Source organism: Effusibacillus consociatus (assembly GCF_042652925.1).
In the GTDB taxonomy this organism is placed as follows: domain Bacteria; phylum Bacillota; class Bacilli; order Tumebacillales; family Effusibacillaceae; genus Effusibacillus; species Effusibacillus consociatus.
The window spans coordinates 13,261-35,140 of sequence record NZ_JBHSHC010000098.1 but is presented as its reverse complement, the minus strand read 5'-3'; the positions used below and the strand labels follow the sequence as shown (position 1 = coordinate 35,140).

Genomic DNA, 21,880 nt, shown 5'->3' with positions numbered 1-21,880 from the left:
CCGAAGATTTGGGAGGAGAGAACATGGATACAGGAAGCCATCTGCTGCTTGGAGTCACGTTGGCAGGTTTGGCCCAGATTGATCCTGCAGTGGCACAGAATCCAAGCTTGGCACATGCGTTGATGGTCAGTACAGTAGTTGGTTCCCATGCGCCCGATTTTGATGGACGGGGTTCGCGCTTTTCTGGGATTCGCTCAAAGAATCCATGTTACCTGGTTTGAACTGCAGGACGGATATGAGGTCCGCTGGAGTGATGTGCGGTTCTGGTATCACCGAAAGCTGCCGTTTGGAGTCGATGTGCAGTTGGACCGCAATTTGAATGTGGTCAGTCATACATTGAGATGGCGCAAGAAAGCATGGGATCCGCCTTTTGTGTAAAATCCTGCCAGAGCTTCTTTTATTTCGTTCATACGGCTTCGGGTGTATTCGTAACCGCATTGGATGCACTTGTCAAGCTTTGAGAAATCCAGGATTCCGACAGATCCGACTTCGGGACGCAGGAGGATGTCTGCCTTGCGCGTCATTTGTTTTGCTTGCATCGCCAAATTAATACTGACCACTCGGGTGAGGATGGACGTTACGGAATCAAATGATGATGTTACAGGGTCCGCAAACACAAGATCCACTGCAATCACTCGATCGGCTCCAAGCAGACGGACTGCGTCAACCGGGCAATTATCCAATACTCCACCATCTACCAGCATTCTGCCTCCATAAAGGACAGGCGAAAAAACTACAGGAATTGAGAAACTTGCCTGGACAGCATCTGCCACCGGAATATCTGTAATTACATCCGCTTCTTTGCTTTCGTTCTCTAACGGGTGAGACGTGAATATCACTTTTCGCGCTTCCTTGATATCGGCCGATAACAGCGCCACCGGTATTTTCAGATCGGTCATGTGTGCGTCATTTGTTTTGTCGGCGATCAGATCGTGAAGTTTCTGCCCTTTAATGAACCCGCGGATTTTAATTGTGCGGTTCACCAGTCTCAACAAAAAAGACTGGTAGTCATAATCGAGGAAGCGTTTGCTAAGGGAAGGGACCATGTCGATCAGTTCTTTGGCAGAGTACCCGTATCCATACAACGCTGCAACGATCGCTCCGGAGCTTGTACCAGCAAGACAATCGATCTGAATTCCGGCTTCTTCCAACGCCAATAAAACACCAAGGTGTGCGCAACCGGCAGTTCCGCCTCCTCCTAATGCAAGCCCCAATTTTGTCATTGCCAGATCCCTCTCAGATGATTTTCCTTTTATTATTGGACAAGGCAGAAGGAGGCATTCAGTCCAAATACTCCAGCTTCCTGCAGCCGGTGAAGTTGGGTGGTCGAATGCAAATTATTACTTCACGTTAATATTTCCTCAACAATTAAATGATATGTTGTTGGCAAATCTTGTCGAATTTTGGGGGTATTGGCGTGAAAGAAACAGTGGTTGAGAAATTGAACGCTTGTTGGAATGCATTGCACAAGTCGGGCTCTTGGTTCGGACAAAAGATTGCTTCAATGATGCGGCAGAAGGATTTATTCCGACGCAAATCTTTGGGCACTCAATTGTCCTTTGCGGTTGCGGGATTTATGGTGATAGCGGTACTTGCGACAGGAGGACAGGTCTATTTTCAATCTGAAAAAGAGATCCGTTCTCTGGTTGTAGCCGATCTCCAAAGATCGGCCAGCATGATGAACGAGAAGGTCAATATTATGTTGGCAACAATTGATTCCACCTCATTGGCCAAAGAGATCGAGTACATAATGGCAAAGGAAGGAGCCCGTCTGACTCAAAAAGGTTGGGAACCCAAACAATGGATGATTACGGCTGACGGTGGGAAAGCTCCTATTAAACAGGCGCAAGAAGACCTTGACAAGGAAGTGGTTGATCAAATTCTGCAACACAAGACGGGTGTTCTTGAAATTGAGAGAAATGGGGAGACGCGAACGGTAACCTACCAGCAGATTCCCGAAAAAGGCTGGTTCTATGTATTGGAGGTTTTGGAAAAAGGGTATCTTGCACCTGTCAATAAAGTCCGTTCCATTGCATTAAGTATTGCTGTTGTAGTACTGGTCGGCAGTGTGCTTCTTATATTTTGGCTGGTTGGCCGAATGCTCAAGCCTCTTTCCACCATACAAACTGTAATGGATCAAGTCGCGGCAGGGAATCTGCGGGTTCGGATGGAAGAATCGAACGCAGTGAAGGAAGTGGCGGAAGTTGGAGCCGGTTTAAATTCAATGGTGCAAAAGATGGAAGGCATGATCCGGGTTCTGGATCGCGGGATCGAGTCGGGAAAGGAAGCGTCTGATTCCCTGCTTCATGTGGTGGAAAAGAACAGGGAACAGTTTAAGAACACAGTGATTGCAATGCAGGAAATCGGGAGCGGAGCCCAACAGCAGGCAAGTGCGGTCGATCTGTCGGCCTCCCGAATGGAGGAGATGAGCGGACAAGCGAACCAGCTTGTAGGTGTCATGCAGGAGACCAGCGGGATCACCGAACAAATGAAAACTGACATTGGACAGGGGCTGACTGTGGTCGGAAGAAATGCGGAACGGATGCATCAGGTTGCCGGACTGACGGAAGAACTGGATGCGACTGTCCGCAGACTGGTGGAGGGACTGCAGCAAATTCGGGGGATCCTTACGTCCATTCAAGGGATAGCGGATCAAACCAATCTCTTGGCGTTAAATGCCTCGATTGAAGCTGCCAGAGCCGGTGAGGCCGGAAGGGGGTTCGCCGTTGTTGCCCAGGAAGTACGGGTACTTGCCGATCAGAGCAAGAAGGCTGCTGAACAAATTCTGAGGTTTACGCAATCGATTGAAAATGAGGCTGCAAATGCCGTGAAAGCGACCGCAATCGGCAAACGGGAAGTCGACGAGGGATTGTCGGAGGCGATGCGGGCCAAAGAGGCAATGGTCAGTATATCGGAAGGAATCAATTCGACACAATCCATGGTTGCCCATATGGTGAATGTGATTGAAGGATGGGCAGCACAGGTGCAGGAACTTGAGAATTCACTCACCTCGGTGCGGGAGGTCTCCCGCGATACATTGACAACCGCGGAACAGGTTAAAACGATCAGCGAAAATCAAATGCAGGAAGTGAAATACTTACAACAAGCAACGGAACAGTTGGTAACCATCATGAATCAATTGGACGACGAGACAAGACAATTTTCGATCTGATTCGATGAACTTTACAATTTCTTAACAATTCAGCAACGATTCATTTACATCGGACAAGTACAATGAAGAAGAACTTAAGCCTAAAGGGGGATTTAACAAGTGTTAAATACTATGTCGAAAAAAGCATTGGGCTTAGCAATGATTGCAGCTCTCGGTTTGGGAGTATTGGCTGGTTGCGGATCTGCGGGTAAAGAAGGTCAGCAAGGCGGCGGTGCTGCTCCTGGCGGACAAGAACTTTCCGGAACAGTAACTGCATCTGGTTCTACTGCACTTCAACCACTCGTTCAGCAAGCAGCAAAAGAATTCATGGAAAAGAATCCGAGAGTTTCGATTCAAGTCTCGGGCGGCGGTTCCGGCACCGGTTTGAAGAATGTGGCAGACGGTACGTCTGACATCGGTAACTCTGATGTGAAAGCGGGCGATGAATTTAAAGATAAAGGATTAAAAGAGCATATCGTGGCCATTGCTCCGTTTGCGATTATCGTAAACAAGGACGTTAACGTTGAAAACCTGACAAAGCAGCAAGCTGCTGATATCTTCACCGGAAAAATCACCAACTGGAAAGAAGTTGGCGGCAAAGACCAGAAGATTGTCGTTGTTACACGTCCGGACAGCTCCGGATCCCTCAAGCTGGTGAAGCAGCTTGTACTTGACGGAAAATCCGTTACAAAAGATGCGGTTGTACAAGAATCCAGCGGTGCGATGGTGACGGCGGTAACCACCACAGCGGGTGCGATCGGTTATGTTGATACCGCATATGTGAAAGAAGGCATTAAAGCTGTTAAGTTTGACGGTGTTGCGTTCAGCAAAGAAGCCATTAAAGACGGTACCTATAAACTCTATGGTGAAGAGCGTATGTACACCAAGGGTGAGCCGCAAGGCGCAGTTAAAGCATTCCTTGACTATATCCTGAGTAATGAGTTCCAAAGCAAGCGTGTGGAAGAATTGAAGTTCCTTCCAGCGAACCTTCTGAAGAAGTAATGAGTGTACCCATGAAAGAATGTTTTAATTAAACAATTTAAGGGCGGTGAATTTCACCGTCCTACTGTCATTTGTAAAAGGGGGTCATTCCATTGGCTTCAATCGAGGCCGGAAGGGCAGAAAATTCAACTTCCGTCAGGTGGGCAAAGATACAAAAACGCACTGATCGGACGATGAGATGGATCTTTATTGGAAGTGCTGTTCTTGTTTCTGCTGTAATTTTTTCCATTATGTTATTTGTAGGGTTTCAAGGTGTTCAAACTTTTAGAGAAGTCTCTCCTTGGACGTTTTTCTTTTCGACAGACTGGACACCTTCTGACAATCGCTTTGGCGCTTTCCCGTTTATATTCAGTACGTTTGCACTGACAATTCTGGCAGTGATTTTATCGGTGCCGCTGGCAGTTTCCGGCGCCGTCTTTATGGCAAAAATCGCACCGAAATGGATGCGGGAGATCCTTCGCCCTGCAACCGATTTGTTTGTCGGAATCCCTTCTGTAGTATACGGGTTCATTGGTTTGACGGTTTTTGTTCCCTTTTTGGCTAAACTTACGGGAGAAACCGGATATGGGATGCTGCCTGCCGCCGTGATTTTGGCGATTATGATTATGCCGACGATTCTCTCCATTACGGAAGACTCGATTCGTTCGTTGCCCAGGAGTTTGGAAGAGGCGTCCCTGGCGCTCGGTGCTACCCGTTGGCAAACGATTTGGCGTGTATTGCTGCCTGCCGCTCGTCCCGGAATATTAACCGGCGTGATTTTGGGAATGGGACGAGCTATCGGGGAGACTATGGCGGTGTTTATGGTGATCGGGAATTCTCCGCAGATGCCGAAGTCTTTGTTAGATTCCACAACCGTACTTACAACGGCGATTGTGAAAGATATGCCAAATACGTTCTACGGAACCACGTGGAACAATGCGTTATATTTGATGGCTCTTCTGCTTTTGGTAATCTCGATGCTGTTGATTCTGGTGATTCGAATTGTTGCGAGAAGGAGTGAATTGAAATGAACAGCAAGACCACAGACCGGATCGCAACGATTTTCTTTTGGGCAACCGGGGTTTCCATAATTCTGATCCTTGCATGGTTTTTGTTTCGAATATTGGGGGACGGTCTTCCCCATTTGACCTGGAAGTTTATTACCGGCAGGCCGGAAGAAATAGTGGCCGGCGGCGGTGTAGGACCGCAGTTGTTCAATTCATTTTATATTTTGTTTTTGTCCTTGTTGTTTTCGCTGCCTATTGGAATGGGGGCGGGGATTTATCTGGCAGAGTTTGCCAAGAAAAATAAATTTACCGATTTGATCCGCTTATCGGTCGAATCGCTCTCTTCTGTTCCTTCCATAGTATTTGGTCTGTTTGGCCTGTTGTTGTTTGTCACATGGATGGGATTTAAATTCTCGATCCTGGCCGGGTCTTTAACTTTAGCGTTGCTTAATCTTCCGGTTCTTGTTCGGGTGACGGAAGAGTCACTGCGGGCTGTTCCTGAATCTTACCGGGAGGCATCGCTGGCGCTAGGCTCCACCAAATGGCAGGCGATCCGTAAAGTATTGATTCCTGCAGCTCTTCCAAGCTTGATTACGGGAATCACTCTTGTAGCAGGACGTGCGTTGGGTGAGTCAGCACTATTGATTTATACTTCCGGGTTATCCGTGTCACGGTTTTATCCGGATGTCAATCCGTTCGCGGTTGGGGAAACGTTATCGGTTCATCTGTGGTATGTACAGTCATCTGCGATCGTGCCTGACGCGAGAGAAATTGCACAGGGAAGTGCCGCACTGCTGGTGCTCGTTGTATTAGTGTTCAACTTGTTGATTGCAATTCCAAGCCGTCTGCTACAGAAACGACTTTCGGGGGGACAATGATGAAACCGGTTGAAGATAAAATTAAAGTTGAAAAATTGAACCTGTTCTATGGACAGAATCAGGCACTTTTCGAGACAGATCTCACTGTGAAAAGCAATTCGGTGACAGCCCTCATCGGACCGTCTGGTTGCGGAAAATCCACATTTTTACGGACATTGAATCGTATGAATGATTTAATAGAGGGAGTTAAAATTACCGGAAATGTATTCGTTGACGATAAAAACATTTACTCGGACGACACCGACATCGTGTCGCTCCGGAAACGCGTGGGTATGGTGTTCCAGAGACCGAACCCGTTTCCGATGAGTATTTATGACAATATTGCGTATGGACCGAGAATTCACGGAATTAAGAAAAAAGCGGTTCTTGACGAGATCGTGGAACGCAGTCTTGTACAGGCCGCACTTTGGGACGAAGTCAAGGATCGTTTAAATAAATCGGCACTTGGACTGTCGGGCGGCCAACAGCAGCGTCTCTGCATTGCCCGTTTGCTGGCGGTGGAACCTGATGTGCTGCTTATGGATGAGCCTACGTCCGCTTTGGATCCAATCTCCACGCTGAAGGTTGAAGAACTGACACAGACTCTGAAGGAAAACTATACGATTATCATTGTTACGCACAACATGCAGCAAGCAGCCCGCATCTCGGATGTGACAGCGTTCTTTTTGAACGGGTATCTGATCGAGACCGGTGAAACAGACAAGATCTTTACGACGCCTAATGATCAGCGAACGGAAGATTACATTACCGGGCGCTTTGGTTGAGGCTTTAATAACGATGTAAAAGGAGCGGAATTGTATGGATACACGTTCAAACTTTCATCAAGGGCTCAATGAATTGCAGGCAGAGCTGCTAAAGATGGGGACACTCGTAGAGGAAGCGATTTATCAAGCGGTCAAATCGCTTGCCAAGATGGATGTACAATTGGCTGAGGTAATAATTGAGCAGGACGATAAGATTGACGAGATGATGCTAGACATCGAAACCCGTTGTCTCCGCCTGATTGCGCTGCAGCAGCCAATGGCTGGAGATCTCCGGGTCATTGGGATGGCCATGAAAATTGTAACCGATCTGGAACGTATTGCAGACCATGCGGTCGACATCGCGAAGACAACTATCCGCTTATCCGGTGAAACCCTGGTCAAACCGCTGGTAGATATCCCGCGCATGGCGGACATGGCTAAGGATATGCTGCGTGAGTCTCTGACGGCTTATGTGGAAAGAAATGTTGCGAGGGCAGAAGCGCTTGCCGAAAAAGACGATGAGATTGACAAATTGTACAGTGACATTTTCCAAGAGATTATCGGATTAATGGGAACCGACTGGTCAACAAATCGCCAGGTTACCCACTTGTTGATGGTAGCCAGATATTTGGAGCGGGTTGCCGACCATGCAACGAATATAGGGGAATGGGTCATCTACATGGTAACGGGTAAACGGAAAGATCTGAATTTGTAAAACTATATGTACCCCCTTTGCGAAAAAATTTACAAAACCTTTACAAAAAACATCTTGAAAAATACATTATAATATCAACGTTCGACATATTTCATCATTTCCCGCGGGGGGTACTTTTGTGTTTAAAAAACAGAATCAATTTTTCGACATGCTGGTCCAGGTAACGGAAAACATTTCGGCTGCCGCCGGCGCTTTTCAGATCGGACTGAAGAGCTATCAAAACGGAGAGCAATTGTTTACCGTCATTAAATCTTACGAAGCTGCCGGAGACGAGTATACACACCAAATTATTCGCGCGTTGAACGCAACCTATATGACTCCGATTGATCGTGAAGATATTCTGGCGCTCGCCACCAAGCTTGATGACATTTTAGATGGAATGGAAGCGGCTTCGAACCGATTTGACATGTTCCATATTCAATCGGTGGACAACTATATGATTGATTTTGCAGCGAACATCGTAGATTGTGCGGCACAACTGGAGCAAGCGATGAAAGCATTGCAGAAAAGAAAGATGCTGGAGATCCGGCAATACACCGTAAGAATTAACGAGCTTGAAAACGTAGGGGACAAGCTCATGCGTGATTCTGTCAAGTCGCTTTTTGCCCGGACAGTAGACCCGGTCGAAATCATTAAACTGAAGGAAGTTTATGAGGTGCTCGAAGGGGTATCCGACAGTTGCGAAGACGTGGCCGACATTCTTGAGTCGATTGTCATGACGAACGCTTAGGAGGATTTGTCATGACAGAGATCGTCATCATTGTATTTCTCGCTCTTGCTTTTGATTTTATTAACGGTTTTCATGATACGGCGAATGCAATTGCCACTTCTGTCTCCACAAAAGCTTTGTCACCTCGATTTGCCGTTTTTTACGCGGCCGTCCTGAACTTTGTGGGGGCACTCTTTTTCACGGGGGTAGCCAAATCGATCGGCGGAAAAATCGCAGATCCCGGGAAAATTGAAAATGGGATTGAAGTTGTGATTGCCACTCTCTTGGCAGCTATTGTCTGGAACCTGATTACATGGTATTACGGGATTCCATCCTCTTCTTCCCATGCTTTGATCGGTTCTCTTACCGGGGCTGCAATAGCAGCTGCCGGATTGAATGGCGTGAATTGGGCGGGCTTTAAAACCATATTCCAAGCTCTAGTCTTGTCCCCCATTTTGGCGTTCGGAGTCGGTTTTATTGTTATGTTTATATTGAAGTTAATCGTGAAGAACCTGTCACCGCACAGGATCAATAAGTATTTTCGTTTCTTTCAAATCTTTTCTGCCGGGGCCCAGGCATTTTCGCACGGCGGAAACGATGCCCAGAAAGCAATGGGGATCATCGTATTCGCTTTGGTAGCGGGTGGTTTTCAAACGAATTTGGAAGTCCCGCTCTGGGTGAAAATTTCCGCGGCTGTGGCGATGGGGCTAGGTACGTCGGTCGGCGGCTGGAGGATTATTAAAACGGTCGGTTCCAAGATTATTAAGATGGAACCGGTAAACGGATTCGCTGCCGATGTTACCTCTTCTGTTGTAATTCAAACAGCTACGGCTCTTAATTTGCCTGTATCGACCACTCATGTGGTATCATCATCTGTAATGGGGACAGGAGCCGCAAAACAGTTTCGTGCCGTAAAATGGGGAGTTGCGGGGCGCATTGTCCTGACCTGGATCATCACGATTCCAATTTGTGCATTATTGGCAGGAGTTTGTTATATTCTGGTCGACTCCCTGAGTTAAACATCCAAAACTCGTAAAGGGGTGTAACATGGCGAATCGCGTACTGGTAGTCGATGATGAGGAATCTATTGTCAAATTGGTAGAATACAATCTCATTCAGGCCGGCTACGAAGTCTTAACGGCGGATAACGGAGTGAAGGGTCTTGAGATCGTACAGGCGGAACGGCCGGATCTGATTATTCTTGACCTGATGCTGCCGGGACTTGGCGGAATGGACGTCTGCCAGCAGCTTCGCAGAGAAGGATTTTCTACTCCTATTATCATGTTGACAGCGAGAGATGATGAAGTTGACCGCATTCTTGGACTTGAAATCGGGGCGGACGATTATGTAACCAAACCATTTTCACCAAGGGAATTGGTGGCCCGAGTGAAAGCTGTTCTGCGTCGATTCGGTGATGAAGCGGGTATGGCAGAAGGAGTCTATGCTTGCGGTGAAATTACGATTGACGTAAACAAGTACGAGGTAACTATCCGGGGGGACCGAATTGACTTGACTCCCCGTGAATTTGAGCTTCTGCATTACCTTGCCAAAAACATGGGACGCGTTTTAAGCCGCGATCATTTGCTGGACAAGGTTTGGGGTTATGAATTCGCCGGTGATACGAGGATTGTCGACGTTCACATCTCGCATTTGCGAGACAAATTGGAGAAAGAACCGAAAAACCCGGAGTACATTAAGACGGTTCGGGGTGTCGGTTATAAGCTGGTCCAAGGAGAGGCGTAATGTGAAAGGGATCCGCGGTCGAATCACATTCACATACATGATTTTGATTGTCTTGACACTGATCATCTCTGGAGTCTACACACTTCAGTTTATTGAGCGTGTCTATATGGATAACCTCCGCAAAACGTTAGTTGACGAAGCGAGGATTCTTGCAAATTGGGTGTCGCCGTATATGGTGGCACCCGATTCTTCTATGCCATATATTTCAGAGCTGTCATCCACCGTCCATTCCTCTACAGGGAAAAGAATTACCGTTTTTTCAAAAAACGGGGAGCCGCTATATGACACCTCTCTTCGTCCTTTTGAAGACGCTCGTTCCAAACCTGAGATTGAGCAAGCGCTACACGGTCAGGTCGGAAGTGATATTCGATTGGACCCTTCAAAAGGCACAAATGTGCTTCTGGTTGCGGTTCCCGTTACAGGCGGACCCGATGTGCTGGGAGTGATTCGGGTTGGGCTGCCTTTGTCGGGGGCCTATCAGGAGCTTCGCCATGCATGGGGATCGGTCGGCATATCGCTATTGGCGGTTGCTGTCATATCGTCATTGGTTGGAGCGTATTTTGCCTTAGGAATTGCAAGGCCGATTGAAGAAATTACCCGCGTTACACGCAGGATTGCGAGCGGCGCTTTTCATGAACGGGTTCGGTATCGTGCACAGGATGAGCTTGGAGTGCTGGGGGAATCGGTGAATCTGATGGCCACGAGATTGTCGGACCAGATTGAAGACCTGACCCAGGAAAAAAGCAAATTGGAGGGTATCATCGCCAGTATGGATTCGGGAGTCATGGTGGTGGACCGGTCCGGACGGGTTCTCGTTGTCAACCGGGCAACGGAAAGTCTGCTTCGCCATGCGGGCAGAAAACTCCTGGGCCAGTGGCATTGGGAAGTCGGAAGATCATACGGTCTCTCTTCCATGATTGATGAAGTTCTGCTGACAGGAGAGCCCCGACGGAAGGAAATTGTGCTGACATCCCCTGTCGAGACCAATTTGGAACTGTTTGCGACTCCGATCAAAGGCAAAAACGAATCCATTGTGGGAGCGGTTGTCGTGCTGCATGATGTGTCCAAATGGCGTCGGGTGGAACAGATGCGAACCGAGTTTGTTGCCAACGTTTCGCATGAATTGCGAACACCCATAACAGCCGTTAGGGGCTTTGCGGAAACCCTGCTGGACGGGGCGCTGGAAGATCCCGAGATGCGAAAACAGTTTATCAAGATTATCTATGAGGAGTCCGACCGTCTAAGTCGACTGGTGAATGACCTGCTTGAACTTTCGAAGATCGAATCGGGGCACGCCGTATTGCAATTCGAAGTGTGCGAGATGAACAACCTGGTGAAAACAACAGTGGACAAGCTTGTTCATCAAGCAGGACAGAACGGATTGACATTGGAGGCCCATGTCCCTGAAGAACCGATTTTCGCTGAAGTTGCAAAAGATCGGATCTCGCAAGTTCTCATTAATCTGATTGCAAATGCGATTGTCTACACTTCGGAAGGTGGACGGATCGATGTTTATCTGGAAGAAGCGGAGGATCGGGTGACAGTTCGTGTGCAGGATACGGGAATTGGAATTCCCAAGGAAGATTTGCCGCGACTGTTTGAGCGATTCTACCGGGTCGACAAAGCCCGGGCTCGCAGATCGGGTGGAACGGGTCTGGGACTGGCAATCGTAAAGCATATTGTGGAAGCCCATGAGGGAACTGTGGATGTACAGAGCACTGTGGGCAAAGGGAGCACATTTTCGTTTAGCCTGCCGAAGAGACAATTATAGAAGAGACAGCATCTGGTTAAAATTTCTTGGACAGTAAGAAAATTCGGGAAGAATGGTCACGATTTTGATATAATGTGGAACAGATGGTATTTTCTTAAGGGGGTCCATTGATGACCAGAATTGCCATTGTCACAGACAGTACGGCCTATTTATCAAATGACTACATAGAAACCAATCAGATAACAGTTGTTCCTTTATCGGTAAACTTTGGGTCGGATACGCGTCGGGAAGGTGTTGAGATTCACACTCGGGAGTTTTGGGACATGCTGCCTGGGGTCAAAGAATTACCGACCACTTCGCAACCGGCGGTGGGGGAATTTGTACAGGCATTTGAAAAACTGCTGCAAACACATGATTCCATTATCGGCATATTTATTTCCTCAGGGCTATCCGGAACCTTTAATGCGGCAAAAACAGCCTCGGGCATGGTAGAGGGAGATATTACTGTCATCGATTCCAAACTGACCAGCTATCCCCTGGAAGCGATGGTCGGGGAAGCGGTAACAATGCGTGACGAGGGAAAGAGCAAAGAAGAAATTATTGACCGGATTCAGTATATTGTTGACAACCAAACGGCGTATTTTATTGTGGATTCGCTTGAACACCTCCACAAAGGAGGGCGTATCTCGGGGGTATCCGCTTTGGTCGGTTCTTTGCTGCAGGTAAAGCCTGTTTTGTACGTTACCAAGGAGGGGAAACTGGACGTCTTCGACAAGGTTCGTACCCGCCGGAAGGCGTTGGACCGCATCCTGGACCTGTTCCGTGAAGATAAGGCGGCCAATGCGGGGAAACCCGTTCATTTGGCTGTCATCTATTCAAACAATCTTGACGACGCAAAAGAGTTTCAGGAGAGGATTGGGAATGAGTTTCCGGACGTCAACCCTGAATTAAGCGAATTGGGCCCGGTGATCGGGACACATGTTGGCCCTGGCATCCTCGCGATCGCTTATTATTTCGGATGAGTCTGCGATACTACCTGGAAGCGCTCCTCGGGTTGCTCTATCCGCAGGAGCGTTCCTGTATGTCCTGTCGGGGTTTGTTGCCCGAAACGAATTCGACGGATAAGGGGCTGCCGGCCAGTCTGCTTGGAATTCTACGCAATGAGGGTGCATGGCTCGAGGACAAAGGCATTTGCTTTCGCTGCCGCTCCAGTCTTTCACCGATAGAACCCCCTTACTGCCTTCTTTGCGGACGACATGTGCCACAGCCGGGGCACTGTCCGGAATGTGAACGGGAAACTTCGTTTGTGCTTTCCCGCTCCTATGGAAAATACGAAGGAGTCCTCCGTGACTTGCTGCATCGGTTTAAATTTTCCCGGGAAGATGAACTTATCACGATACTGGCTTCCTGTTTACATGAGGCGTGGGATTTGCACCTGGCCCATTTTCCAATCGATTGGCTGGTTCCTGTGCCCATTCATGCAGAGCGGTTAAAAGAACGCGGGTACAACCAGGCTGAACGGTTGGCTCTCCACCTTTCCTCCTACACGAAAATCCCCTGTCTGCCCGCCCTGCGACGCCACCTTCATCTTAAAGGCCAGGCCACACGCGATCGCAAAGAACGAATTCAAGCTTTACAGGGAACGTTCGTTTGTGACTTGCAGTATGTAAGTGAGATTCAAGGAAAACGAATTTTGCTCGTGGATGACATCTATACAACCGGTTCGACCGCGGAAGCTTGTGCAAAAGGTCTGATGGATGCAGGCGTGGAGCAAGTATACGTGATAACTGTCGCCAGATAATTTGTAATATACTGTCGAAAAATCTCCTAGTCGAGGGACAAGATTTCCAGTATAATCAAATTGAATGATAGGAGGGTGCCCGGGTATGACCCTGTCCAATTGTAAAGAATGCGGACGTTTGTTCAATCGCTATGCCAAGGATATCTGTCCCAATTGCATCAAGCAGGAAGAGGATGACTTTTACAAAGTAAGCGGGTACCTGCGTGACAATCAGGGATCCACGCCACAAGAAGTCCATGAAGCGACGGAAGTGAGCCTGGAAAAGATTTATCGGTTTATTCGCGAGGGTCGTTTGATCGCGAAGAATTTTCCCGGCATGACCTATCCTTGTGAACGATGCGGAATTCCGATTCAAATGGGCCGTTTTTGCCGGACTTGTACGGACGATCTCAAGGCGGAATTGAACCGGGTGGTACAGCACGAATCGGCTGCCGGTCAAGAGCCTTCCAACGCAAACCGGGGGAATGATTTTCATTTGAAGAACCGGTATGATCGGAAATAGAATGGTTTTGTATAGTATTCATAAGTAAATTGGCGAAAAATAACTCTAATTTGTAATTTCGTCAGAAAATCGAATTTATAAAATGTGCCTTTTATACCGATACAACGGGTAGACACTCTGAGTATCGGTTTTTGATTTTGTGAGGTGAATACCATGAAAATCGACAATAATGGACGAATCAATTCGATTCAGTCCTATCAGAAAAATAACTCCACCCCGAAAACGGGGTCTGTAAATACGAATCGGTCGGGTCGTGATGAAGTAAGCATTTCTTCGGAAGCGCTGGAGATGGCTCAGGGCGGGTTAATGCAAACGGACGCCCGCCAGCGTGCGGAACATAGGGAGAAACTCGAACAGATCAAACAATCGGTAAAGAACGGGACATATGAAATTGATCCGGGCAAAGTGGCTGAAAAAATTGCCCGTTATCTTCTGGGGGAGTAAGGAGGATCAGCGATGCCATTGATCCAATCACTTGTCGAAACAGTTGAGGAATTGTTGCGTGAACATGAACATTTGCTGCAGCTCGCGGAAGAAAAAAAACGGGCGTTGATCAATGGCGACATGGAGAAACTCCAGGAGATCGTGAACAAAGAAATCCATTTCATTCGCAAGGTCGAGAAGCTGGAAGAACTGCGGATTCAGCAAGGGAAACGAATTGCGGATGAACACGGAATGAAGTTGGAAGAGTTGACGGCCTCAAAATTGGCAGAGTTGGAAAGTGACCCGGAACGGACCGCGAAAATCAATTTGCTTACCGGGCGGTTTCTCCAAGTGATCGGCGAAGTCAAAGCGGCAAATGAACTGAACGGAAAGCTGCTTCAGCAATCTCTTGAGTTGGTGCAACGTTCCATAAGCTTGATGACAGACGTGCCGGATTCCGGAACCTATACAGGCAGAGGGGATTCCGGGCAGGCTACCTCCGGGCAGCGGAGATTTTTTGATACCAAGGCATGATTTAACCGTTCTGCTGACGAATATTTGAACAGACATGAATAGGCTCTTACCTTAATTTACGGAGGTGCGCGATGCGTTCGACTTTTCACGGGTTAGAAGTCGCAAAGCGTGGACTATACGCACAACAAACAGCATTGAATACAACTTCGCACAATGTGGCGAATGCCAATACTCCCGGGTATTCCCGGCAGGTGGTGGATATGGTTCATTTTCCGCCTCTTCAATATCCCGCAATGTCCCGGGGGACGGAACCGGGACAGCTTGGGCAGGGCGTGGATGTGGATCAGATTAAGCGCATCCGGGATCAATTCCTGGACGCTCAATTTCGCAATGAGAACCGTTCGCTTGGAGAATGGGAAATAAAGCGGCAGACGTTGGATAAGATTGAAGCTGCCATTAACGAACCTTCTGAAAATGGACTTGCTAACGTAATTAATAGGTTTTTTAATTCTTGGCATGACCTGAGTGCATCTCCGGAAAGTATTACGGCAAGAAAAGTGGTAAAGCAAACGGCTATTGAAATGGTTGAAGCCGTCCAACACATATCAAAACAGTTAAGCGACTTGGATAGTGATTTGAAAGACAGCATCGGGATTAAGGTGAACGAAGTCAATTCCACTTTGAATCAAGTAAAAGATCTCAATCATCAAATCAAAGTAATTGAGAGCTTAGGGGACAACGCAAACGACCTTCGGGATCGTCGTGATCAACTTGTTGACGCTCTTTCGAAGATAGTTGATGTAAAGGTCACTGAAGCTTCTGGGCAGTACACATTAACAGTTGGAGGACAAACAGTAATTCAGGGGGATGCAGCCCCTGTTTTGTTAACGTTTGATTCCGGTACGGGAGCAGTAACCCCTGGCATTACAGGTGGCGAAATTAAAGGATTAATTGAGAGTCGGACCACTTATGTTAAAACTTATCAAGGACAACTTGATGCACTGGTGAACGGTCTGGTTCAAGGGGAAGTTCAATCGAAACTGCCGAACGATTATGTTTTCGATGCATCCACTGCCACAATGCCGTTTGATGCCGTTTTGCCGGATGGTACTACGCTTGCAAAAGGGGCTCCTGTGCCAGCCAACAAAACTTTGCCGAAAGGCACTCTCATCACTTTGGATGGATTGAACGGGATTCACGAATTTGGCTATACAGCACATAATCCGGCTAAAAATGCCCCACCGTTTTTTGTGACAACAGACGGTTCTTCTACATTCACTGCTGCTAACATCAAATTAAACGATCTGATTGTGAATGATGAACAATATATATCCACTTCCAATGTTTTGGATGCGAATGGAAAAGCATTAAAGGGCAATGGCGATATTGCTCTCATGATCGGGGAACTGGTGAACCGTGATGTGGATTTTTCCGGAAGTGGATTCACAGCGGTTGTATCCAATGGAACGATCGAGGACTACTTTCAGTCGATGATCGGGGAATTTGGAGTGCAATCACGACAAGCGAAACGAATGGAAACCAATCAGGGGGCCATGGTGGATCAGATTGACAATCAACGTAAATCGGTTACTGATGTATCCATCGATGAGGAAATGGCGAATATGATTAAGTTTCAACAGGCGTATAACGCCTCCGCTCGAATAGTTACGATGATCGATTCGATTCTGGACCGGGTTATTAATGGAATGGGATTGACCAGATAGAACCTTGACCTTGCGGGAAGGAAGTGAAACAGGTGCGTGTAACCCAATCGATGTTAAGCAATCAGATGCTTCGAAATTTGCGATCAAATAACGAACGCATGCAAAATTATCAAGAGATGATGTCCACCGGCAAGCGGATTAATTCACCTTCGGATGATCCTGTGGGGGTCAGCTTTGCTATGCGGTATGAAGCAAAGCTGGAACGCAATGAACAATACAAACGAAATCTCGATGTTGCACGAAGTCTATTGGATGCCAGTGACAGTGCGATTTCAAAAGTAAATACGATTTTTCAACGGGCTCGTGAATTAGCCGTACAAGGTGCCAACGATCCAGTTCCGCCAGAGGCAAAAGCCAATATCGCGGCCGAGATTGAGCAGTTGTATTCAGAATTGGTTAACGTTGCGAATACACGCTTTAACGGGAAAAGCATTTTTAATGGACAAATGACAGATCAAGATCCATACACCGAGGCAAATGCCCAAAACGAAAGCGCTGATACGCATGATATTGTAATAGCCGCAGCGGATGGGGCTAATATTGTGGTGAATATTTCAGGGCAGTCGGTATTCGGAAAACCTGTGGGTCAGGAATCTGATAATGCTTTCGCGGTTTTACAAGATTTAAAAAACAGCCTTTTAGCGAATGATTCCCAAACAACGAGTGCAACCATCGGCCGTATAGACAGTAGATTAGACAAAATCCATCGAGCCTGGGCGGATGTAGGTGCTCGATCCAATCGTGTTGATTTGGTCCGAAATCGTGTGGAAGAAGCGTCCATTTCTTTAACCAAGCTCTCATCGGATACAATTGATGCAGATATGGCGGAAGTAATCACCAATTTTAAAATGCAAGAAAATGTATACCGTGCATCTCTAGGCACCGGGGCCCGGGTAATTCAACCAAGCCTTGTAGATTTTTTGAGGTAATGAAGAATGGTCCGGCTTCAGATCCATCAAACCTTTGGGCGTATCGGACTTGAGATCAAACATCCTGAAGTCAGAATGAAGTCAGAACGTCCCCCTTTAGAAATGGAGATACAGCCTCCTATCCTGGAAATTACCCGCAACGGATACGGTGAGTTAAAAATAGATCAATCCGCCTGTTTTTCCGACATGGGTTTAAAACCATCTTCGGAACTGAGCAGGGAGGCTGTAGAACTGGCGCAGAAAGACTGGATGGAAGCCACAACCCGGATTGTTCAAGAAGGAGAATTGCTGGGGCATATTGAGAATCCGGTAACGGTGGGGGGGTTAGTGCTGGATTCTTGGGGTGAGGAACTGGATGTTAACGTAAAGGCCGTCCCATCCCATCGGCCGAATATTGAGTTCATTTATCATCCCGCAGAATCGGAGTTTCATATGGGGGAAATAAAAGTGTTATACAGACCGTGGACAATTGACCGCGATGTTCGGTTGGGTAACGTTAAAACCTACATGGTTCAATATCCTTCTATTGAAATAAAAACAATTGGAAAAGTTTTTGATGCCCGGGTGTAACCCGGTTTTTTTCGTAAGGAGGAGACGATAATGGAATTTCGTGTTGTATTGCCGAATGGATTGCCGGGTTTGGAAAGTATGGTGGAGTGTACACTAAGTAAGGTGGATGAAGAAGGTCCTTTTTATATTCTTCGAGAGAACAAACGGGATATTTCAATCGTATTAACGGATCCCCGTGGTTTAATTGAAGATTATCATATCGAATTGCCAAAGAAAGAGCTGGAGGATATTGAGCTTGACGTCGAGGACGATGCGATCGTGCTTCTTGTGACAATTATCGGAGATACTCCCAATGATTTTAAGGTAAATTTAATGGCTCCGGTGATCATAAACCATCAAAAGGGACTTGGCAAACAGATTGTGTTGGCGGATGTGGATTATCCAACCAGATATCCGTTGTTCCAGACAACTTAATAATAATGGGGGGATAGTATGCTAGTATTGGCGCGGAAAGTCGGGGAAAGAATTATGATCGGCGACAGTATAGAAATTTCAGTTCTGGATATCCGCGGGGACCAGGTACGTATAGGCATTAAGGCCCCGCAAGATATTTCTATACTTCGAAGGGAGATTTACGATGAAATATGTTTAACAAATCAAAAAGCAATAGTATCGAATGACTCATCTGAGCTCTTGAAAGAATTCATGCAGAAGTCGACCTTAAAAGTCAAAAGAACAGAGATGAATTCTGAGGATGAAAAACAAAGTGAAAAATGATGAATCAGGTCGAAATATACAGATAAAGTTTAAAATGTCGTGAAATTGACCATAAATAGTTGTTTATTTGTGTTTTTGGGGCTAAATAATATTTGGGTAATGCCGATAAGAAATAATAGAAAGAGATTTCTCGGATAGGGGCCGGCCCGCTGGGAATTCACTTTATTCAATGAAAGATGGCAAGGATGCCGTCAGAACACATTCAAGGAGGAACTATTTCAATGCGTATTCAAAACAACATTTCTGCGCTTTTTGCTCAGAACAAACTGCAAGCAAACAATGTGAATTTGCAAAAATCCTTGGAAAAACTGTCTTCCGGTTATCGCATCAACCGCGCGGGTGACGATGCTGCTGGTCTGGCGATTTCTGAGAAAATGCGTGGCCAAATCTCTGGTCTGAACATGGCAGTGAAAAACTCCCAAGATGGTATTTCTCTCATCCAAACAGCTGAAGGTGCGTTAAACGAGTCGCACTCCATTCTGCAGCGTATGCGTGAATTGGCTGTTCAAGCTGTCAATGATACTAACACTACCTCTGATCGTCAGAAGATCAAGGATGAATTGGATCAATTGAAATCTGAACTCGACCGTATTTCCACTACCACCGAATTTAACGGACAAAAGTTACTCGATGGAACCTTCAGCAATAAAAAGTTTCAAATCGGTGCAAATTCCGGTCAAACTATCGGTCTGGCTGTAAACAAGATGGGTGCTTCCCAATTAAGTATTACGGCTGCCCGTCTTTCTATTGCCGGTGGTTCTGCCGGCAATCAGAAGTCAATCGCTTCTAAGTTGATTACTTACGTTGATGCAGGTATCGAGACTGTTAATAAAGAACGCTCGAAGTTGGGTGCCGTCCAAAACCGTCTGGAACATACCATTAACAACTTGTCTGCTGCTGCTGAGAACCTTACTGCTGCAGAATCTCGTATTCGTGATACCGATATGGCTGCTGAAATGGTGAAGTTTACTAAAAACCAAATTCTCACCCAAGCAGGAACTTCAATGTTGGCCCAGGCCAACCAAGCTCCGCAGAGCGTTCTTTCCCTGCTCCGTTAATAGTGCAGTAAAAACAGTGGCTGGCTGGCAATTTGCCGGCCGGCTTTTTCTATAGTTTCACCACGTGAAGGGGGTGGGGATATGCGGATTAATCCACAAATCACTGTCGATCAGGTTTTGCAGGATTATTTTTACAAAGATCGATTCGAGCTAACCTCTAGTTTTTCTGAAGCAAAAGTAACTGTTGACCAACAGCCCACAAGAACAGACAGGACATTGAAAGAGCAAGCGGAACGGATAAATCGAGTGCTGGAACAGGTTAACAGCAAACTGATGTTTCGAATACAACAAGATGGGGGTCGACCGATTGTACAACTTGTTGAAAAGGAAGGGCAAAAAGTAATCTACCAATTACCTCCAGAAGGTGTAGTTGAAATGATAAAAAAAATTGAGGAGACGACCGGAGTTATAATCGATCGGCAACTGTAAAGGAGTTGAAGTTATGAGTATATCTGGAATGGGTGGTCTTGGCGGTCTGGTATCAGGTATGGACACAAAGTCACTAATAGAGAAGTTAATGATGCTCGAGGCTCAGCCTCTCGTCAAAATGAAGCAGCAGCAGAAACTGGTTGAGTTGCGTAAAGGATTATACAACGAGGTTAATTCTTCATTACTGTCACTGAAAACAAAAGCGGAAGCCCTTTCCAAAGCGACTTCTGTGCTAGCTAAGAAAATGACATCATCTGATGACAAAACAGTCACAGCCACTACCGCTGATGCTACTAAAGTCGTGTCAGGAACTTACAACATTGAAATTACGAAGTTGGCCACCGCTCTGACTGGCAAGTCAACAGCGAGTTTATCTTCTGCGACCACGGGGCTTAATTACTCTGGCACATTTAATATTGTTTATAAAGATGGGGTTGGGAATACCCAGACATCTAAGGATATTACAATTGACCCTTCCGATTCATTAACCACGATTGCAACCAAAATCAACTCTGCGCTGGATAACACAACCACTGCGAATCCGATGAAAGTCAAAGCGACTGTTGTAGATAAAACGCTTATTCTTGCTTCAACAGAGACCGGTGCTGGACGTTCGATCCAGATCACGGGTTCTGCGTCCCAATCAATTTTTGGTTCTACTGCTTCGGGTGGACTTGGGCTGATCGACGCAGGTGGGAACTTGATTGCGACAGATGTTGGACAAGATGCGGATTTTAAAGTAAATGGTGTTCAAGTAATTCGTAAATTCAACTCCAACTTGACAGACGTAATCATGGGAGTGAATTTGAACCTATTGAAAGATGCCGGTAGCAGCGGTATACCCGCTAAAGCAACATTGACAGTCGAAGCTGATTTGGATTCCAGTGTTAAATTAGTACGTGACTTTGTGGATCAATATAATGCAACAATGGATCTAATCCAGACTCGACTCAAAGAGCATAAGGTTCCGGATGCTAAGTCTGACGCGTTGATGAGCAAAGGTCTCTTGCGAGGGGATAGCGCTCTAATTTCCATCCAATCATCGTTGCGTTCTATTATGGGTGCTACATTTTCAGGAAGTCAGGTCTATTCTACTTTACATTCGATCGGAATTGAGGTAGATACAAGTACTGACAAAGGGAAAAGCGGACGCCTTATGGTTAACGACAAAAAGTTGCGAGACGCGTTGACTAACAACCCGAATGAAGTGATGAAAGTTTTATACGTAGATATAAACAGTAATGGTAGATTGGATGAAAATGATAGTACAAATGCTGCCGGAATGGTGGGAATGCTAAACAGTAAATTATTTATGCTGACGGATTCAACAACAGCATTATTTGGTTCAACATCGGCACCTAAGGGATTGCTTCCGAGCAGAATCAAACTGATGGACAAAGAAATCGATTCATTTAACGATCGAATGGAAGTATTTAATCGACGATTAGAAATGAAAAGAAACCAACTTGAAGCACAATTTACAAACTTGGAAACCATGATGCAGCAGACCAATGCCGCAGGGGGATTTTTGATGCAACGAATGGGGTAATGGAGAACAATATTCAAGGGCTACAAGCCCTGTCTCTTTCTTTGAATAAATGTCGACTTATGTATA

Annotated in this window: 25 protein-coding genes and 1 pseudogene; 25 read left to right on the top strand and 1 reads right to left on the bottom strand. The window is 46.5% G+C overall.

The window, feature by feature from the left end:
* The first annotated feature begins 23 nt into the window (after nt 1–23).
* On the top strand, nt 24–221 hold the full coding sequence (locus ACFO8Q_RS12930) for a metal-dependent hydrolase (RefSeq protein WP_380026226.1): 198 nt from the start codon (nt 24–26) through the stop codon (nt 219–221).
* Nucleotides 163–378 (top strand): annotated as a pseudogene (locus tag ACFO8Q_RS12925) (metal-dependent hydrolase); the annotation flags it as partial. The gene ACFO8Q_RS12930 and the pseudogene ACFO8Q_RS12925, both read left to right, overlap by 59 nt.
* Here the strand turns inward: ACFO8Q_RS12925 and ACFO8Q_RS12920 are convergent.
* Complete coding sequence (locus ACFO8Q_RS12920; RefSeq protein ID WP_380026225.1) at nt 330–1,223, bottom strand: patatin-like phospholipase family protein; 894 nt, start codon at nt 1,221–1,223, stop codon at nt 330–332. The pseudogene ACFO8Q_RS12925 and the gene ACFO8Q_RS12920 sit on opposite strands and share 49 nt — an antisense overlap.
* Nucleotides 1,224–1,417: 194 nt before the next feature.
* On the opposite strand from ACFO8Q_RS12920, the gene ACFO8Q_RS12915 reads away from it, so the two are divergent.
* From ACFO8Q_RS12915 to fliD, 23 genes are all read left to right on the top strand, one after another.
* Nucleotides 1,418–3,172 (top strand): methyl-accepting chemotaxis protein, encoded by a 1,755-nt coding sequence (locus ACFO8Q_RS12915; protein ID WP_380026224.1) that lies wholly within the window; start codon nt 1,418–1,420, stop codon nt 3,170–3,172.
* Nucleotides 3,173–3,271: 99 nt separating this feature from the next.
* Nucleotides 3,272–4,153 carry a phosphate ABC transporter substrate-binding protein gene (locus tag ACFO8Q_RS12910; RefSeq protein ID WP_380026223.1) on the top strand — a complete coding sequence of 294 codons (882 nt, stop codon included), beginning with the start codon at nt 3,272–3,274 and terminating at the stop codon, nt 4,151–4,153.
* A 173-nt stretch (nt 4,154–4,326) separates the two neighbouring features.
* The gene (gene pstC / locus ACFO8Q_RS12905; RefSeq protein ID WP_380026243.1) at nt 4,327–5,163 is read left to right on the top strand and encodes a phosphate ABC transporter permease subunit PstC; all 837 of its coding nucleotides are present in this window, start codon (nt 4,327–4,329) and stop codon (nt 5,161–5,163) included.
* A complete protein-coding gene (gene pstA, locus ACFO8Q_RS12900; RefSeq protein ID WP_380026222.1) occupies nt 5,160–6,017 on the top strand; it encodes a phosphate ABC transporter permease PstA in 858 nt (285 codons plus the stop codon). The genes pstC and pstA overlap by 4 nt, the downstream gene beginning before the upstream one ends.
* A complete protein-coding gene (gene pstB, locus ACFO8Q_RS12895; protein WP_380026221.1) occupies nt 6,017–6,781 on the top strand; it encodes a phosphate ABC transporter ATP-binding protein PstB in 765 nt (254 codons plus the stop codon). The genes pstA and pstB overlap by 1 nt, the downstream gene beginning before the upstream one ends.
* Nucleotides 6,782–6,815: 34 nt before the next feature.
* On the top strand, nt 6,816–7,475 hold the full coding sequence (gene phoU / locus ACFO8Q_RS12890; RefSeq protein ID WP_380026220.1) for a phosphate signaling complex protein PhoU: 660 nt from the start codon (nt 6,816–6,818) through the stop codon (nt 7,473–7,475).
* A 118-nt stretch (nt 7,476–7,593) separates the two neighbouring features.
* The gene (locus tag ACFO8Q_RS12885) at nt 7,594–8,205 is read left to right on the top strand and encodes a DUF47 domain-containing protein (RefSeq protein WP_380026219.1); all 612 of its coding nucleotides are present in this window, start codon (nt 7,594–7,596) and stop codon (nt 8,203–8,205) included.
* An 11-nt stretch (nt 8,206–8,216) separates the two neighbouring features.
* The gene (locus tag ACFO8Q_RS12880; RefSeq protein WP_380026218.1) at nt 8,217–9,203 is read left to right on the top strand and encodes an inorganic phosphate transporter; all 987 of its coding nucleotides are present in this window, start codon (nt 8,217–8,219) and stop codon (nt 9,201–9,203) included.
* Between the two features lie 28 nt (nt 9,204–9,231).
* Nucleotides 9,232–9,927 carry a winged helix-turn-helix domain-containing protein gene (locus ACFO8Q_RS12875; protein WP_380026217.1) on the top strand — a complete coding sequence of 232 codons (696 nt, stop codon included), beginning with the start codon at nt 9,232–9,234 and terminating at the stop codon, nt 9,925–9,927.
* 1 nt (nt 9,928) lies between these two features.
* Nucleotides 9,929–11,698, top strand: a complete 1,770-nt coding sequence (gene pnpS, locus ACFO8Q_RS12870; RefSeq protein WP_380026216.1) for a two-component system histidine kinase PnpS — start codon at nt 9,929–9,931, stop codon at nt 11,696–11,698.
* 110 nt (nt 11,699–11,808) lie between these two features.
* Complete coding sequence (locus tag ACFO8Q_RS12865; RefSeq protein WP_380026215.1) at nt 11,809–12,660, top strand: DegV family protein; 852 nt, start codon at nt 11,809–11,811, stop codon at nt 12,658–12,660.
* Nucleotides 12,661–12,719: 59 nt separating this feature from the next.
* A complete protein-coding gene (locus tag ACFO8Q_RS12860) occupies nt 12,720–13,439 on the top strand; it encodes a ComF family protein (protein WP_380026214.1) in 720 nt (239 codons plus the stop codon).
* Nucleotides 13,440–13,524: 85 nt separating this feature from the next.
* Complete coding sequence (locus tag ACFO8Q_RS12855) at nt 13,525–13,941, top strand: TIGR03826 family flagellar region protein (RefSeq protein WP_380026213.1); 417 nt, start codon at nt 13,525–13,527, stop codon at nt 13,939–13,941.
* Nucleotides 13,942–14,094: 153 nt separating this feature from the next.
* On the top strand, nt 14,095–14,385 hold the full coding sequence (flgM, locus tag ACFO8Q_RS12850; RefSeq protein WP_380026212.1) for a flagellar biosynthesis anti-sigma factor FlgM: 291 nt from the start codon (nt 14,095–14,097) through the stop codon (nt 14,383–14,385).
* Between the two features lie 12 nt (nt 14,386–14,397).
* Nucleotides 14,398–14,898 carry a flagellar protein FlgN gene (locus ACFO8Q_RS12845; protein WP_380026211.1) on the top strand — a complete coding sequence of 167 codons (501 nt, stop codon included), beginning with the start codon at nt 14,398–14,400 and terminating at the stop codon, nt 14,896–14,898.
* A 71-nt stretch (nt 14,899–14,969) separates the two neighbouring features.
* Nucleotides 14,970–16,562, top strand: coding sequence for a flagellar hook-associated protein FlgK (gene flgK / locus ACFO8Q_RS12840; RefSeq protein ID WP_380026210.1), 1,593 nt, complete (start codon nt 14,970–14,972; stop codon nt 16,560–16,562).
* A gap of 32 nt (nt 16,563–16,594) precedes the next feature.
* On the top strand, nt 16,595–17,491 hold the full coding sequence (flgL, locus tag ACFO8Q_RS12835; RefSeq protein ID WP_380026209.1) for a flagellar hook-associated protein FlgL: 897 nt from the start codon (nt 16,595–16,597) through the stop codon (nt 17,489–17,491).
* A 6-nt stretch (nt 17,492–17,497) separates the two neighbouring features.
* Nucleotides 17,498–18,061 (top strand): DUF6470 family protein, encoded by a 564-nt coding sequence (locus ACFO8Q_RS12830; protein ID WP_380026208.1) that lies wholly within the window; start codon nt 17,498–17,500, stop codon nt 18,059–18,061.
* Between the two features lie 30 nt (nt 18,062–18,091).
* The gene (gene fliW / locus ACFO8Q_RS12825; RefSeq protein WP_380026206.1) at nt 18,092–18,475 is read left to right on the top strand and encodes a flagellar assembly protein FliW; all 384 of its coding nucleotides are present in this window, start codon (nt 18,092–18,094) and stop codon (nt 18,473–18,475) included.
* Nucleotides 18,476–18,493: 18 nt separating this feature from the next.
* Entirely contained in the window at nt 18,494–18,778 is a 285-nt protein-coding gene (gene csrA, locus ACFO8Q_RS12820; RefSeq protein WP_380026204.1) for a carbon storage regulator CsrA, read from the top strand.
* Nucleotides 18,779–18,999: 221 nt separating this feature from the next.
* Nucleotides 19,000–19,836 (top strand): flagellin N-terminal helical domain-containing protein, encoded by an 837-nt coding sequence (locus ACFO8Q_RS12815; protein ID WP_380026202.1) that lies wholly within the window; start codon nt 19,000–19,002, stop codon nt 19,834–19,836.
* 81 nt (nt 19,837–19,917) lie between these two features.
* Entirely contained in the window at nt 19,918–20,265 is a 348-nt protein-coding gene (locus ACFO8Q_RS12810) for a flagellar protein FlaG (protein WP_380026200.1), read from the top strand.
* 13 nt (nt 20,266–20,278) lie between these two features.
* Complete coding sequence (gene fliD / locus ACFO8Q_RS12805; protein ID WP_380026198.1) at nt 20,279–21,814, top strand: flagellar filament capping protein FliD; 1,536 nt, start codon at nt 20,279–20,281, stop codon at nt 21,812–21,814.
* Nucleotides 21,815–21,880 lie beyond the last annotated feature (66 nt).